Source organism: Mesorhizobium sp. P3_B5, assembly GCF_056402815.1.
Genome location: NZ_JBFUGR010000006.1, coordinates 279,260 through 292,058 on the forward strand (window position 1 = coordinate 279,260; position 12,799 = coordinate 292,058).

Below are 12,799 nucleotides of genomic sequence, written 5' to 3' on the forward strand. Positions count from 1 at the left end.
AATCGGCCTTGCGCAAACTGGGTGGTCGTGGTCGAACCCGCTGCACCGTTTTCCCGCCCGAACGCATCCCGAAATCCGATGTTCGACCTCGCCACCCAGACCGTCGCCATGCTCGCCTTCGCCGGCTTTGCCGCCGGCTTCGTCGATTCAATCGCCGGCGGTGGCGGCCTGATCACCATTCCAGCGCTGCTTCTCGCCGGGTTTTCGCCGGTCGCGACACTGGGAACCAACAAGCTGCAGGGCATGTTCGGCTCCGGCTCGGCGACCATCCACTACGCCTCGAAAGGCCATGTCGACCTTCGCCGGCAGCTTCCCTCGGCGCTGCTGGCGCTTGCCGGCAGTGCTGCCGGTGCCTTGCTGGCGACCATCGTGCCGGGCGATTTCTTGCGGGCGCTCCTGCCGCTGCTGCTGATTGCCATTGCGCTCTATTTCGCCCTCAAACCCAACATGGACGACGTCGACCGCGCGGAGCGCCTGTCGCCGTTCGTGTTCGGGCTGACGGTCGCGCCTTTGGTCGGCTTCTATGACGGTCTGTTCGGACCGGGCGCGGGCTCCTTCTACATGCTGGCCTTCGTCACCCTTGCCGGCTATGGCGTGCTGAAGGCAACCGCACACACCAAGCTGCTCAATTTCGCCTCCAACATCGGCGGCTTCATCGTTTTCGCTTCTGTCGGCGTCGTCTACTGGAAGATCGGCCTGATGATGGGTGTCGCCCAGTTCCTTGGCGCCCGCGTCGGCGCCAGCCTTGCCATCCGCATCGGCGCCAGGCTGATCAAGCCACTGCTGGTGATCGTGTGCCTGGCGCTGGCGATCAAGCTGCTGGCGGACCCCGCCAACCCGTTGCGCCAGCTGATTGGTGTATAATCACGCGCCTGATACAATGTAACGGTACGAATCATGTTGAGGAGGACCACACATGAATCTCAGTGCACCTACGCAAATCATTTTTATTATTTCCCTTGTCATCGCCATCATCGGTATTCTCGCCGCGCTTGGCGTTCTTGCGTTCATTCCCCTCGCATCGGTGTGGATTGTTCTCATCGCCTACATCGTGCTGGCCGCCGGCTGCATGATGCGCGGCGCCTAAACATCTCAGGCAACTCGGAGCGCCCGGCCACAAGCCGGGCGCTTTTGATTCTGGTGCATGGTCTGCTAGGTTCGTCCCGGACATGAGGAACGGCCAATGCCGGTCGAGACAGAGCGTCACGAGGACCAGGACCGACCGGTCGCCGATCGGTTCGAGATGGTGCGGCGCGCACCCGGCGATCGGCTCCAGGGTGCGGTGACGGACATATGCGGCTATCGCGAAACGGCGCCTGGCCATTTCCGCAACGTCGAATACGCCTCGCTGACCGTGCCGCTGGTCATCAGCTTCGCCGAACCTTTTTCCATCGGCCTCGGCAAGGACCCCGGCGACAATGACCGCTTCGCCAGTTTCGCCGCCGGCCTCTATGCCGGGCCGGTGGTGATCGAATCCTTCGGCGGCGCCTGCTGCATCCAGATCAATTTTACCCCGCTTGGCGCCCGCCGGTTCTTCGGCCAGCCGATGAGCGAATTGACGGACAGCATGGTTGGCCTCGACGATGTGCTCGGCCTTGAAGGCATCGCGTTGCGCGATAAGCTCGGCAATGCGCGGGACTGGAACACGCGCTTTGCCATCGCCGAAACCTTCGTCGCCAACCGGTTGACCGAGGCCCGCGAAACGCAAGCCGAAATCGCCTGGGCCTATGACAGGATCACCGCTTCGGGCGGCCGCATTCGCATTGCATCGCTTTCCGACAGATTGGGCTGGAGCCGCAAGCATCTTGCCGGAAAATTCTCCGACGCGATCGGCGTCGGACCCAAGACGCTGTCGCGCATCGTCCGCTTCAACCGCGCGCTTGGGCTGTCGCGACAGGGCGAGAACGATTGGGCCGACATCGCCGCCAACTGCGGCTATGCCGACCAGGCGCATCTGGTGCGCGAGTTCCGCGACCTTGCCGGCCGGACGCCGACCGCGCTTGCCGTCCAGGCATAATGGCGCCTTGCCGAGGTAACATTTCTTCAAGACCCCGGAACCGCCTTCGCCCAGATTGGGGTATCGACCAACCCAACCGAAGGAGATCGTCATGCCCACAACCACTGAACCGCCCCGGCTTTACCCAACGCTGCGCTACAGGAACGCGGCAAGAATGATCGACTGGCTGTGCGAGGCCTTCGGCTTCAGCGTCCGTGCCCGCTACGGCGAAGGCGATGTCGTGCATCATGCCGAACTGACCTTCGGCTCGTCGATGATCATGCTGGGCACGGCGCGCGACGACAAGTTTGGCCAGATGGTCGGCGCGCCGGGCTCTGGTGGCGGCAGGGCCATCTACGTCGCCGTCACTGACGCCGACGCCACCTATCTCAGCGCCAAAAAGGCCGGCGCCGAAATCCTCGAAGAACTCGTCGACCGCGACTATGGCAGCCGTGAATTCATCTGCCGCGACCCGGAAGGCAATGTCTGGTCGTTCGGCACTTATTGGCCAAAGGCGGGCGAGAAGGCCTGAACCGGCAGCGCTGGGGGGTTCGAGATTGGCCGAAGCGCCCCCACCTTCGTCATCCTAGGGTGAAGCAGTCGCGAAGCGACGTCGCGGAGACCCTAGGATCCATGCCGTGACCTTTGTCGAAGGATGCAGCGGAGCAGAATTCTGAACCGTTGCAACGCCTTAACCTCGCGGCATGGATCCTCGGGTCTGCGCTGCGTCGCTTCGCTCCTTGCTCCGCCCGTGGATGACGAAACGATAGGCGGCTCTACCTCGCCAGCCCAAAAATCGCGTCACAGTCGAGATGGGTCTCCAGCTCGGCTGCGACCTCGTCCAGCGCCCGTTCGACCTCGGCGCGGTAGTCGATGCCGCCGCCTTTGACGCCGAGGTTTTCCAGGAACCGGGCGCGAAAGGCGTCGGCTGAGAACAGGCCGTGCAGATAGGTGCCAGACACCTTGCCGTCGGCGGAAATGGCGCCATCGTCCACGCCGTTGATGACGGCTGACGGCCGAGCCATGTCCGCACCCGTGGTTCGGCCGAGATGGATCTCATAGCCCTGAAGCGGCAGATCGAACGGCACTGAGCGGGCGTTGACGTTGCGCACCGTCTTTTCCGGCTCCATCACTGTTTCGACGTCGAGCAGGCCAAGCCCCTCGGCCTCGGTGACGCTCCCCTCGATGCCGTCGGGGTCGCGCACGACTTTCCCCAGCATCTGGAAGCCACCGCAAATGCCGACGACGTGGCCGCCGCGTTTCCTGTGAGCGAGCAGATCGCGGTCCCAGCCATTCTCGCGAAATTTCAGGAGATCGCCGATCGTCGATTTTGAACCGGGAATGACCACCAGCCCGGCATCTTCAGGCAGGCGTTGACCGGGCGGCACGAACACCACTTCCACCTGCGGCTCGGCCTTGAGCGGATCGAGATCGTCGAAATTGGCGATGCGGCCAAGCATCGGCACCGCGACCTTCAGCGCCCGCTTCTCACCGGACACCAGCCGTTCGAGCACAACGGAATCCTCCGAAGGCAGCCGTGCCGCCGCCTTCAGCCACGGCACGACACCAAAGCAGCGCCAGCCGGTGAATTTCTCGATCGCCTTGAGGCCGTCATCGAACAGCGAGACATCGCCGCGGAACTTGTTGATGAGGTAGCCGGCGATCATGCGTCGATCCGCTTCCGGCAGGATCAGATGCGTACCGGCAACAGAGGCGATGACGCCGCCCCGGTCGATGTCACCGACCAGGATCACCGGCACGTTGGCGCGCGTCGCAAAGCCCATATTGGCGATGTCGCGGCTTCTCAAATTGATCTCGGCCGGCGATCCCGCACCCTCGACGATGACCAGATCGGCGCCCTCGCCGACCTTCGCCCAGGACTCCAGAACAGCGTCCATCAGCCGGCCCTTCAGCGCCTGATAGTCGCGCGCCCTTGCCTCGCCAAACACCTTGCCTTGCACCACCACCTGCGCGCCGATATCGGTCTGCGGCTTCAGCAGCACCGGGTTCATGTGGACGGTTGGCGTCACACCGCAGGCGATCGCCTGCAGCCATTGGGCACGGCCGATTTCGCCGCCGCCGGCATTGTTGTCACCCGGAATGTCGGCGACCGCCGCGTTGTTCGACATGTTCTGTGGCTTGAACGGCCGCACCTTTAGCCCACGCTTCTTGGCCGCACGGCAAAGACCCGCGACCAGAACCGTCTTGCCGACATCGGAGCCGGTGCCTTGCAGCATGATCGCCTTGGCCATCAGTCCTTGCCCTGCGAAACGGTTCCGGTGATCGTCGACTTCGCCGCCAGCGGTCCGCCGCGCCAGATGTAGAGCGCCAGCAGCGGCTCCTTGCCGGTGCGCATGGCGTGGTTCACATCAGACGCATGGTGGATCACCTCGCTTGCCTGGCGAACGCGAAACCCGCTCTCGCCCATGCGCCACTCGGTGCCGCCGGTCAGCGGGATGTAGATTTCCTCGGCGATGTGGTGATGGTCGGGATAGACGATGTCAGGTCCAAGGATCAGCAGGCCGGCCGCGACCTCGTCATTGACGAAGTGGCCGCGCGTGCCGAACACCTCCAGCCAGCCGTAATTGTCGATGAACGCCTTGCCGAAATCCGCCTCACTGTAGGTTTGGCCCCAGCGGAAATCATTGCGACGCTCCGCCAGCAGCCGCGCCAGCGGCCTGGCGCTCGCCGGCGCCAGTTCGACGATGCGGTCGAGTTGGTGAAGGCAGGCGAGCGGATGCGGGTCGAGCGGTCGGGCCTGCATGTCCCAGCCGATCCTGGCCACGGCATCGCACACCAGCCCGTCATCAAATATCGAGAGAAAGCTGCGGAAGCCTTCGAGCAGTTCATCGAAATTTGCCGTCACACCTTGCTCCGAGCATCCATTCGCGCACAGCCGCTCCCCAAATGGTCGGTCGAGTTGGCCGGGTTGCGCGGCGGCATCATTGGTCTAGATTGGTGCGCGCGCAAAGCCAAAAACAACAGGCCAGCAAGCCAACCCCCAGTTGGGGAAACACAGGGAGCACGCCATGGACGCCGCTGTCGATGCGAGCACCAGCCAGTTCGAACTCAACGAGGACCAGCGCGCCATCCAGGAGATGGCCGAGGCCTTCGCCGCCGATCGCGTCGCGCCCAACGCGCTCGAATGGGATCGCAACAAGCACTTTCCCGCCGATGTGATCCGTGAGACAGGCCCGCTCGGCCTTGGAGGAATTTATGTCCACGACGATGTCGGCGGCTCGGGGCTGGGCAGGCTCGACGCCGTTTTGATCTTCGAGGCGCTGTCGCGCGCCGATCCGGCGTTTTCATCCTTCATCTCGATCCACAACATGGCGGCGTCGATGATCGACCGCTTCGGCAGCGACGAGCAGCGCCAGCGCTTCCTGCCCAGGTTGACCTCGATGGAATGGCTAGCCAGCTATTGCCTGACGGAGCCCGGTTCCGGATCAGATGCTGCAGCATTGAAGACGCGCGCGGACAAGAGCGGCGGCGACTATCTGCTGAACGGCGCCAAGCAGTTCATCTCAGGCGCGGGAGACAGCGATCTCTATGTCGTCATGGCGCGCACCGGCGCCGACGGGCCGAAAGGGATTTCCACCTTTGTCGTGCCAAAGGATGCGCCCGGCCTGTCCTTCGGCGCCAACGAGCACAAGATGGGTTGGCACATGCAGTCGACCCGCCAGGTCATTTTCGAGGACTGCAAGGTGCCGGCCGAAAACCTTTTGTCGACGGAGGGTGCCGGCTTCGGCATTGCCATGGCCGGGCTCGACGGCGGCCGGCTGAACATCGCCGCCTGTTCGCTGGGCGGAGCACAGTCTGCGCTCGACAAGGCGCTGTCCTACACCGCCGAGCGCAAGGCATTCGGTTCCAAGATCAACCAGTTCCAGGCGTTGCAGTTCAAGCTTGCCGACATGGAGACGGAGTTGCAGGCGGCGCGCATTTTTCTCTACGCCGCGGCCTCCAAGCTCGATCGCAAGGCGCCGGATGCCGGGAAATGGTCGGCTATGGCCAAGCGCTTCGTCACCGACATCTGCTTCAACGTCGCCAATGACGCGCTGCAACTGCATGGCGGCTATGGCTATCTGCACGATTACGGCGTCGAGAAGCTGGTGCGGGACCTGCGCGTCCACCAGATCCTCGAAGGCACCAACGAGATCATGCGCGTCATCATCGCGCGTGCCTTGATCGGCCGCTGACGCTACCAAAATCGGGAGAATACAATGACGACCATTGCCTTCATCGGCCTCGGCAACATGGGCAACCCGATGGCCGCCAACCTGGTCAAGGCGGGGCATGCGGTGCATGGCTTCGACCTGATGCCAGAGAATTTGACCGTCGCTCGCGACCATGGCGTCGTCATCATGGCCAACGCGCTTGCCGCGGTGAAAGACGCCGATGTGGTGATCACCATGTTGCCGGCCGGCAAGCATGTTCTGTCAGTCTATGAGGACATCGCGCCCAAGGCAAAAAAAGGCGCGCTGTTCATCGATTCCTCGACCATCGACGTCGAATCGGCGCGAAAAGCCCACGCCATCGCCAACAGGAATGGCCTGCTGTCGATCGACGCGCCGGTTTCCGGCGGCACCGGCGGTGCCACCGCCGGCACGCTAACCTTCATGGCCGGCGGCTCGAAGGACGCCTTTGCCAAGGCAGAGCCAATCCTCAAGCCGATGGCCGGCCGCATCGTCCATTGCGGCGATGATGGCGCAGGACAGGCGGCAAAGATCTGCAACAACATGATCCTCGGGATTTCGATGATCGGCGTCGCCGAAGCCTTCGTTCTGGCGGAAAAGCTCGGCCTGTCGCATCAGGCGCTGTTCGACGTCGCCTCGACATCCTCGGGCCAATGCTGGTCACTGACCACCTACTGCCCGGTGCCCGGCCCCGTGCCGGCATCGCCCGCCAATCGAGACTACAAACCCGGCTTTGCCGCGGCACTCATGTTGAAGGATTTGAAGCTGTCGCAGGAAGCAGCACAAGGCGCCGGTGCGGTGACGCCATTGGGCGCAGAGGCCACGCAACTTTACGCGCTGTTCAATGCCCAGGGACATGCCGGCGCCGATTTTTCCGGCATCATTAATTTTCTGCGCGGTAACCCTGCGTAAGTTTCGAATTTTACAGCGATTTTGTCGATTTTTTTCAGCAAGAAAAATCGCAAATTCAGATTTGCTTAAGCTCTCAATAACCTGACGGTAACGATGTCCCTATAGAACGGATTTCGAGGCGGACATATCGCATCCGCCCGGCGCTCCGGATCAGGTCTCGCGTACCGGAGCCCGTAAGTTTCGCAGTGTTTTGTTAGCGAAACGCCATGCGTATCTGGCAAAGCCGCGTTCCCGATGGAGCGCGGTTTTTGCGTTTCCAGCCTGTAGATCAGGACTTTGTCGACAGCCGGCGAAAATTGGCTTTGACGGCACGGCTGGCCGGCTTCAGCGCCGCGCTGATCGAGCGCTCTGCTGCGACACCGCTGAACAGCGACGGCAGCCGGCCGGAAAAAAACTCCGGCCAGAAGCGCGTCGTCGATTGCAGCAGCGCCATTTGCGCGGCAAACGCGCCCTCCGTCATCGCCATGGTCTTTTCGTGCATCGCACGTGCGGTCTCGGGGCTCCAGCTTCGCCCATTTTGGGCATCGGCGGCCATCAGCGGCAAGCGCATCATCGCCACCAGGGGCGCCAGCATCAGGTCGTTTCCGATCGCGACCGCTTCCAGCGCCCGTTGGCTCTTGGTGGTTTTTGTCATGAAAATTGTCGCCCAGAAATGCTGCCGGTGTGGCCGGTCCCAGAACACTACGCGCGACGAGGGCTATTCGTTCCCTGATGGCACAACGAAAGGTGCATTAGAGGCCGGGCGTGCCGGTCGCGGCACGCCCGGCTCTGGTTTGGCTTATCGGCTGCGCAGATCCGCCAGCGCCAGGTCGAGCGCCTTGGCGATACGGTCGCACGCCATGTCGATCGTCTCGCGCGTCCAGATCAGCGGCGGCGACAAGATCATCGTGTCGCCGGTGGCGCGCAGCATCAGGCCCTGGCCAATCGCGTGGTCGCGAACGGTCACCGCCGCACTCCCCGAGGGCAGGAAGCGCTCCTTGGTCGCCTTATCCCTGACGATCTCGATCGCCCCCATTAGTCCGATCGAGCGCACCTCGCCGACCAGTTCGTGGCCGGCGATCCGCTCCTGCAACGCCTGGGCGAAATACGGACCGGTGTCGTTCTTGACCCGGTCGACCAGACCCTCTCGCTCTATGATCTCGAGGTTCTTCAGCGCCACCGCACAGGCCACCGGATGCCCGGCATAGGTATAGCCGTGATAGAACTCGCCACCCTTCTCGACCAGCGTCGCCGCGATGCGGTCGCCGACCAGCAGCGCCGACAGCGGCTGGTAGCCGGAGGTCAGCGCCTTGGCCGTGGTGATGGTGTCGGGCTCGATGTCGAAGGTCTGCGCGGCAAACCACTCGCCGGTCCGGCCATAGCCGGTGATGACCTCGTCCAGCATCAGCAGCACATCGTATTTGCGGCAGATGCGCTGCACTTCCGGCCAATAGCTCATCGGCGGTATTTTCACGCCGCCTGCCCCCATCACCGGCTCGCCGATGAAGGCGGCAACCTTGTCGGCGCCGGCTTCGAGAATGGCGTCCTCGACGGCCTTTGCCGCGCGCAAGCCGAAATCATGGTCGCTTTCGCCGGGTAGAGCCAGTTCGTACGCATAGGGCATCATCACATGGACGATGTTGGGCACTGCGCCGCCGAGCTGCTTGTGCATCAAATCCATGCCGCCGAGCGAGGTGCCGGCGATGGTCGAGCCGTGATAGCCCATCTTGCGCGAGATGATGCGGTTCTTCTCCGGCTTGCCTTCCAGTGCCCAGTAGTGCCGCACCAGCCGCAGCGCCGTGTCGTTGGCCTCCGAGCCGGAGGAACCATAAAACACCTGGTTGACGCCCTTGGGCGCCAGTTCCGCCAGCTTCTTGGACAACAGCACCGGTGTCGGCGTCGAGCATTTGAAGAAGGAGTTGTAGTAAGGCAGTTCCTTCATCTGGGCATAGGCCGCGTCGGCCAGTTCATCGCGGCCATAGCCGACATTGACGCACCAAAGCCCAGCCATGCCGTCGAGGATTTCGGTGCCGTCGGCATCGTAGATGAACGGCCCGTTGGCGTGGGTGATGATGCGCGAGCCGGCCTCGCGCAATTCCTTGTGGTCGGTGAACGGATGCAGATGATGCGCGGCGTCGATCTGCTGAAGCTGCTTCAGCGAGTAATTCTGATAAGTCATGATTTGACCTTCCTCTTTGAACCAATCCGGCACTTGCCGGGGCGGATTCTTCAGAGGCAGGCAGGAGGCGAATAGCCGATGCGGGCGCACAGCCGCAGAAGCTCGGCGCGCAGCGTGCGCGGCGACGGCGTCACCGCCACCCCAAATGCGCAGACCAATGTCAGTACTGGAGCCATGAAAGGCACCTTAGGCTGTCTGAAGCCTACAGTTCAAGTCGTACCGCTCAGCGCCCGCTGCAGGAAGACATACTTCATCGCCGCCTGTGCCGCCTGCGGCCGGCGATCACCGCGTCCGCCATGGCCGCCCTCGGTTTCCTCGAAGAACAGCGTCTTGTCATGACCGGCAGCCTGCAGGCGAGCCGCCATCTTGCGCGCGTGACCGGGATGAACGCGATCGTCGGCGGTAGACGTGGTCAGCAGCACCGGCGGATAGGCGGCATCGGCGGAGACGTGCTGATAGGGCGAATAGGCGGCAAGCCAGGCCGCCTCTTCCGGTTTCGACGGGTCGCCATACTCGGCCATCCAGGAGGCGCCGGGCGGCAGTTCGGTGTAGCGCAGCATGTCAAGCAACGGCACGTCGATAATCACGGCGCCGAACAGCTCCGGGTGCTGCGTCAGCGAAACGCCGGTCAGCAGGCCGCCATTGGAGCCGCCCTGGATGCCGAGCGTCGCCGGCGTGGCTATGCCGCGCTTGACCAGGTCCTGCGCCACGGCAGCGAAATCGTCGAAGGCATTTTGACGGTTGGCCTTGAGCGCCGCCTGGTGCCAGTTCGGACCGAACTCGCCGCCGCCGCGGATATTGGCCTGCACATAGGCATTGCCCTTCTCCAGCCACAGCCTGCCGCGCACGCCGGCATAGCCGGGCAAGAGCGGCACTTCGAAGCCGCCATAGCCGTAGAGCAGCGTCGGCACCGGACCGTCCTGGTCGCGCCGCCTGACGACGAAATACGGAATCTCGGTGCCGTCCTTCGAGCGCGCCTCGAACTGTTGAGAGATGAGAGGCGATGCGTCGAACCGCGCCGGCTGCGCCTTCACCGTCGTCAGCGTCTCGCCATTGTCGTCTGACCAAATGATCGAACTCGGCGTCAGGAAATCGGTGAAGGAGAAGGAAACGCTGGCGCCGAAATGCTCGGCATGGCTGATGCCGACATTGCCGTTTTCAGGCAGCGCCACCGGCTTCAGCGACCAGCCTCCATCATTGCGCTCGCAAACGACGACCTTGCCGCGCACATTGTCCATCAGATTGATGAACAGGCGGTCCTGCGTGCGCGTGATGCCGGCGATGGAGACGCGATGCGCCGGCTTGAGCAGGGTTTCGACAGGCCCGAACGCACCCGTTTCGATCCAGCGCCCGAAATCCAGCGAATAGAGGCCATCCGGTTGGCACGACGTGCCGTCCGGCGCCGTCCACGCGGTGCGCACGCCAAAGACAAGCTGACCTCTAAAGAGCGCTGTGTCGGTGGCGTCGTCCGGCAGCGGGATGCGGCGGTTTTCACCGGAGGCCAAGCGCAGGAAGCTGTGCGAAGCGAAGAAGTCGAGCGTTCGGGCCAGGAAGACATGCCGCTTATCGCCATCGAATTCGACGGCGCCACCGGCGGCGAGATCATCCTTCTGCGCCTCGAAGATCGGCGTCGCATCTTCCAGCCTGGTGCCGCGCGTCCACAGCTTGATCACGCGCGGATAGCCGGATTCCGTCTTGTCGGCCTCTTCGAATGCCGCCGAAACGATGACCGTGTCCTTGTCCAGCCAGGAAAAACCCGACTTCGAGGCGGGCGCGCGAAAGCCATCCTCGACAAACGACTTGGTCGCAATGTCGAATTCGCGCATCTCGCTGGCATCGCCACCATCCGGCGACATCGCCACCAGGCAAAGATTGAAGTCGGGGTAGAGACGGCTGGCGCCGCTGAACACCCACTTCACCCCCTCCTTGGCCGACAGCACGTCGAAGTCGATGATCGTTTCCCATTCCGGCTTCTCGGTCTTGTAGGAAGCGACGCCCGTGCGCCGCCACAGGCCGAGCACATTGGTCTTGTCCTGCCAGAAATTGTAGACATGGCCGTTAAGTGCGGCACCGACGGCGATGTTGTCTTCGGCCGTCATCAGGTCTAGCGCGGTTTCGAACGACGTCTGGTAGGACGGATCGCCCTGCAATTCGCCGACCGTCAGCTCGTTCTGACGATGCACCCAGTCGAGCGATTCCTTGCTGGTCCGATCCTCCAGCCAAAGGAACTTGTCCTCGGCGGCGGCTTCAGTCTGGCGTTTTGTCGTCGATTGGGTCACGCGTGGTCTCCAAGCTATTGTCTGGCGGCCCTGCCAACATCGCGTCGTAGGCGGCTTTATTCAAGATGATGACGCCAGGTCATCAGGTAGCTTTGCCTCACGCCATTCGGCGACGCAGAACCGTGGCAACCGCCAGGGCCAGGCAAATCGCCCCCAGCGTGATCGGCAACCCGCCGGCGCCGAGAATGTCCATGGCGCTGCCCGCCAGCGGCGGAACAGCCATGCCGCCGACGCCCCACATCAGCGAGAAGGCAGCGTTGCCGGCGACCAGTGTCGAACCGGTGAAGCGCTCGCCAAGCTCGATGATCGACATCGTATAGATGCCGTAGGAAACGGCGCCCCAGATGAAGACGCCTGTCCAGATCAGCGGCGTCTCGATCAGCAGCGGCAACAGCGCACATCCGAGCATCGTCAGCGACACGCAAATAAGGCGTACCAGGCGCGCGGATAATTTTTCGGCCAGCAGGCCAAGCGGCACCTGCATGGCGATGTTGCCGGCGATCATCGCCGACAGCAGCGCCGACATGCGGGCCTCGGCGATGCCGTAATGCGCTCCATAGACCGGCAGCAGCGCCAGCACGCCCTGTTCGAAACCGGCGGCCACGACAACCGCGGATACCAGCAGCCAGGCCTTCGGTACGAAGCCCATCACCGAAACCCGGTGCCCGGCCTCGTCGACCTTCGGCAGTCGCCGCAACACCAGCGCCAGGCAGAAGCCGCAAAAGACGAAGGCGGCCATGCCCACCAGAAATGGCGGCCACCCTTCGGTGCCGACGGCAAGCAGGCAAAGCGGGCCGGCCGCGAACCCCGCTGAAATAACCGTCGAATACACCCCCATCACGCGACCGCGGCGCGCCGGCGGCGCTAGCGCGATCATCCAGATCTCGCTCAGCACATAGAGAGGATTGGTCACCACGCCGATCAGGAAGCGCAGTGGAAACCACAAATAGAAATTTTGCGTCCAACCGATCAACGCCAGCACGATTGCCGAGAGCGCGGCACAGGTGAGCGCGGTGCGCCCTGCCCCGAACCGGCGCGCCAGTGCCGGGATCGACGGTGACGACAGGATGAAGCCGACGGGCGTCATCGCCGCCGACAGGCCGATCATCGCCGGCGAAACGCCCTGGCGCTGCAGGATGAAGCTCAACAGTGGAAAGCTCAGCCCTTGCGCGATGGCGAACACCGACACGGTCGCGATCACGCCGGTGATCGCCGCCCATTGCATGGTTTCGTCGTTGTTCGATTCCGCCAGAGCCATGAT

The 12,799-nt window shown here is 63.2% G+C and carries 13 protein-coding genes; 6 read left to right on the forward strand and 7 right to left on the reverse strand.

Annotated elements, in window-relative coordinates; genetic code table 11:
* The first annotated feature begins 78 nt into the window (after positions 1-78).
* The 4 genes from AC1DVW_RS17975 to AC1DVW_RS17990 all read left to right on the forward strand — a co-directional run bounded on the left by AC1DVW_RS17975 (position 79) and on the right by AC1DVW_RS17990 (position 2,528).
* Positions 79-864, forward strand: coding sequence for a TSUP family transporter (locus AC1DVW_RS17975; RefSeq protein ID WP_477324774.1), 786 nt, complete (start codon positions 79-81; stop codon positions 862-864).
* Positions 865-916: 52 nt separating this feature from the next.
* Entirely contained in the window at positions 917-1,087 is a 171-nt protein-coding gene (locus AC1DVW_RS17980) for a hypothetical protein (RefSeq protein WP_477247829.1), read from the forward strand.
* A 96-nt stretch (positions 1,088-1,183) separates the two neighbouring features.
* Positions 1,184-2,017, forward strand: coding sequence for a helix-turn-helix domain-containing protein (locus AC1DVW_RS17985; protein WP_477324776.1), 834 nt, complete (start codon positions 1,184-1,186; stop codon positions 2,015-2,017).
* A 91-nt stretch (positions 2,018-2,108) separates the two neighbouring features.
* Positions 2,109-2,528: a VOC family protein gene (locus AC1DVW_RS17990; protein ID WP_477324778.1), complete on the forward strand. Its 420-nt coding sequence runs from the start codon at positions 2,109-2,111 to the stop codon at positions 2,526-2,528.
* A 244-nt stretch (positions 2,529-2,772) separates the two neighbouring features.
* Here the strand turns inward: AC1DVW_RS17990 and AC1DVW_RS17995 are convergent, their stop codons facing one another.
* Together AC1DVW_RS17995 and AC1DVW_RS18000 are read right to left on the reverse strand one after the other, a co-directional pair.
* Complete coding sequence (locus AC1DVW_RS17995; protein WP_477324780.1) at positions 2,773-4,248, reverse strand: cobyric acid synthase; 1,476 nt, start codon at positions 4,246-4,248, stop codon at positions 2,773-2,775.
* Positions 4,248-4,862 (reverse strand): dimethylsulfonioproprionate lyase family protein, encoded by a 615-nt coding sequence (locus AC1DVW_RS18000; protein ID WP_477324782.1) that lies wholly within the window; start codon positions 4,860-4,862, stop codon positions 4,248-4,250. Before AC1DVW_RS18000 ends, AC1DVW_RS17995 begins: the two co-directional genes overlap by 1 nt.
* A gap of 163 nt (positions 4,863-5,025) precedes the next feature.
* Between AC1DVW_RS18000 and AC1DVW_RS18005 the strand changes: the two genes are divergently transcribed.
* Both AC1DVW_RS18005 and mmsB read left to right on the forward strand, forming a co-directional pair.
* Positions 5,026-6,192 carry an isobutyryl-CoA dehydrogenase gene (locus tag AC1DVW_RS18005; RefSeq protein ID WP_477324784.1) on the forward strand — a complete coding sequence of 389 codons (1,167 nt, stop codon included), beginning with the start codon at positions 5,026-5,028 and terminating at the stop codon, positions 6,190-6,192.
* 24 nt (positions 6,193-6,216) lie between these two features.
* A complete protein-coding gene (gene mmsB, locus AC1DVW_RS18010) occupies positions 6,217-7,101 on the forward strand; it encodes a 3-hydroxyisobutyrate dehydrogenase (protein ID WP_477247817.1) in 885 nt (294 codons plus the stop codon).
* Between the two features lie 268 nt (positions 7,102-7,369).
* Here the strand turns inward: mmsB and AC1DVW_RS18015 are convergent, their stop codons facing one another.
* The 5 genes from AC1DVW_RS18015 to AC1DVW_RS18035 all read right to left on the reverse strand — a co-directional run bounded on the left by AC1DVW_RS18015 (position 7,370) and on the right by AC1DVW_RS18035 (position 12,796).
* On the reverse strand, positions 7,370-7,735 hold the full coding sequence (locus AC1DVW_RS18015) for a hypothetical protein (RefSeq protein ID WP_477324786.1): 366 nt from the start codon (positions 7,733-7,735) through the stop codon (positions 7,370-7,372).
* A gap of 144 nt (positions 7,736-7,879) precedes the next feature.
* Positions 7,880-9,259: an aspartate aminotransferase family protein gene (locus AC1DVW_RS18020; protein WP_477324788.1), complete on the reverse strand. Its 1,380-nt coding sequence runs from the start codon at positions 9,257-9,259 to the stop codon at positions 7,880-7,882.
* Positions 9,260-9,309: 50 nt separating this feature from the next.
* Entirely contained in the window at positions 9,310-9,435 is a 126-nt protein-coding gene (locus AC1DVW_RS18025; RefSeq protein ID WP_477324790.1) for a capsid protein, read from the reverse strand.
* Positions 9,436-9,468: 33 nt separating this feature from the next.
* A complete protein-coding gene (locus AC1DVW_RS18030; RefSeq protein WP_477324792.1) occupies positions 9,469-11,538 on the reverse strand; it encodes a prolyl oligopeptidase family serine peptidase in 2,070 nt (689 codons plus the stop codon).
* A 97-nt stretch (positions 11,539-11,635) separates the two neighbouring features.
* On the reverse strand, positions 11,636-12,796 hold the full coding sequence (locus AC1DVW_RS18035; protein ID WP_477324794.1) for an MFS transporter: 1,161 nt from the start codon (positions 12,794-12,796) through the stop codon (positions 11,636-11,638).
* Between the last annotated feature and the right edge of the window lie 3 nt (positions 12,797-12,799).

Bases quoted from the DNA above. Each gene is read 5' to 3' on its own strand.
- AC1DVW_RS17975 (WP_477324774.1), top strand. From the start codon at position 79: ATGTTCGACCTCGCCACCCAGACCGTCGCCATGCTCGCCTTCGCCGGC.
- AC1DVW_RS17980 (WP_477247829.1), top strand. From the start codon at position 917: ATGAATCTCAGTGCACCTACGCAAATCATTTTTATTATTTCCCTTGTC.
- AC1DVW_RS17985 (WP_477324776.1), top strand. From the start codon at position 1,184: ATGCCGGTCGAGACAGAGCGTCACGAGGACCAGGACCGACCGGTCGCC.
- AC1DVW_RS17990 (WP_477324778.1), top strand. From the start codon at position 2,109: ATGCCCACAACCACTGAACCGCCCCGGCTTTACCCAACGCTGCGCTAC.
- AC1DVW_RS17995 (WP_477324780.1), bottom strand. From the start codon at position 4,248: ATGGCCAAGGCGATCATGCTGCAAGGCACCGGCTCCGATGTCGGCAAG.
- AC1DVW_RS18005 (WP_477324784.1), top strand. From the start codon at position 5,026: ATGGACGCCGCTGTCGATGCGAGCACCAGCCAGTTCGAACTCAACGAG.
- mmsB (WP_477247817.1), top strand. From the start codon at position 6,217: ATGACGACCATTGCCTTCATCGGCCTCGGCAACATGGGCAACCCGATG.
- AC1DVW_RS18015 (WP_477324786.1), bottom strand. From the start codon at position 7,735: ATGACAAAAACCACCAAGAGCCAACGGGCGCTGGAAGCGGTCGCGATC.
- AC1DVW_RS18020 (WP_477324788.1), bottom strand. From the start codon at position 9,259: ATGACTTATCAGAATTACTCGCTGAAGCAGCTTCAGCAGATCGACGCC.
- AC1DVW_RS18025 (WP_477324790.1), bottom strand. From the start codon at position 9,435: ATGGCTCCAGTACTGACATTGGTCTGCGCATTTGGGGTGGCGGTGACG.
- AC1DVW_RS18035 (WP_477324794.1), bottom strand. From the start codon at position 12,796: ATGGCTCTGGCGGAATCGAACAACGACGAAACCATGCAATGGGCGGCG.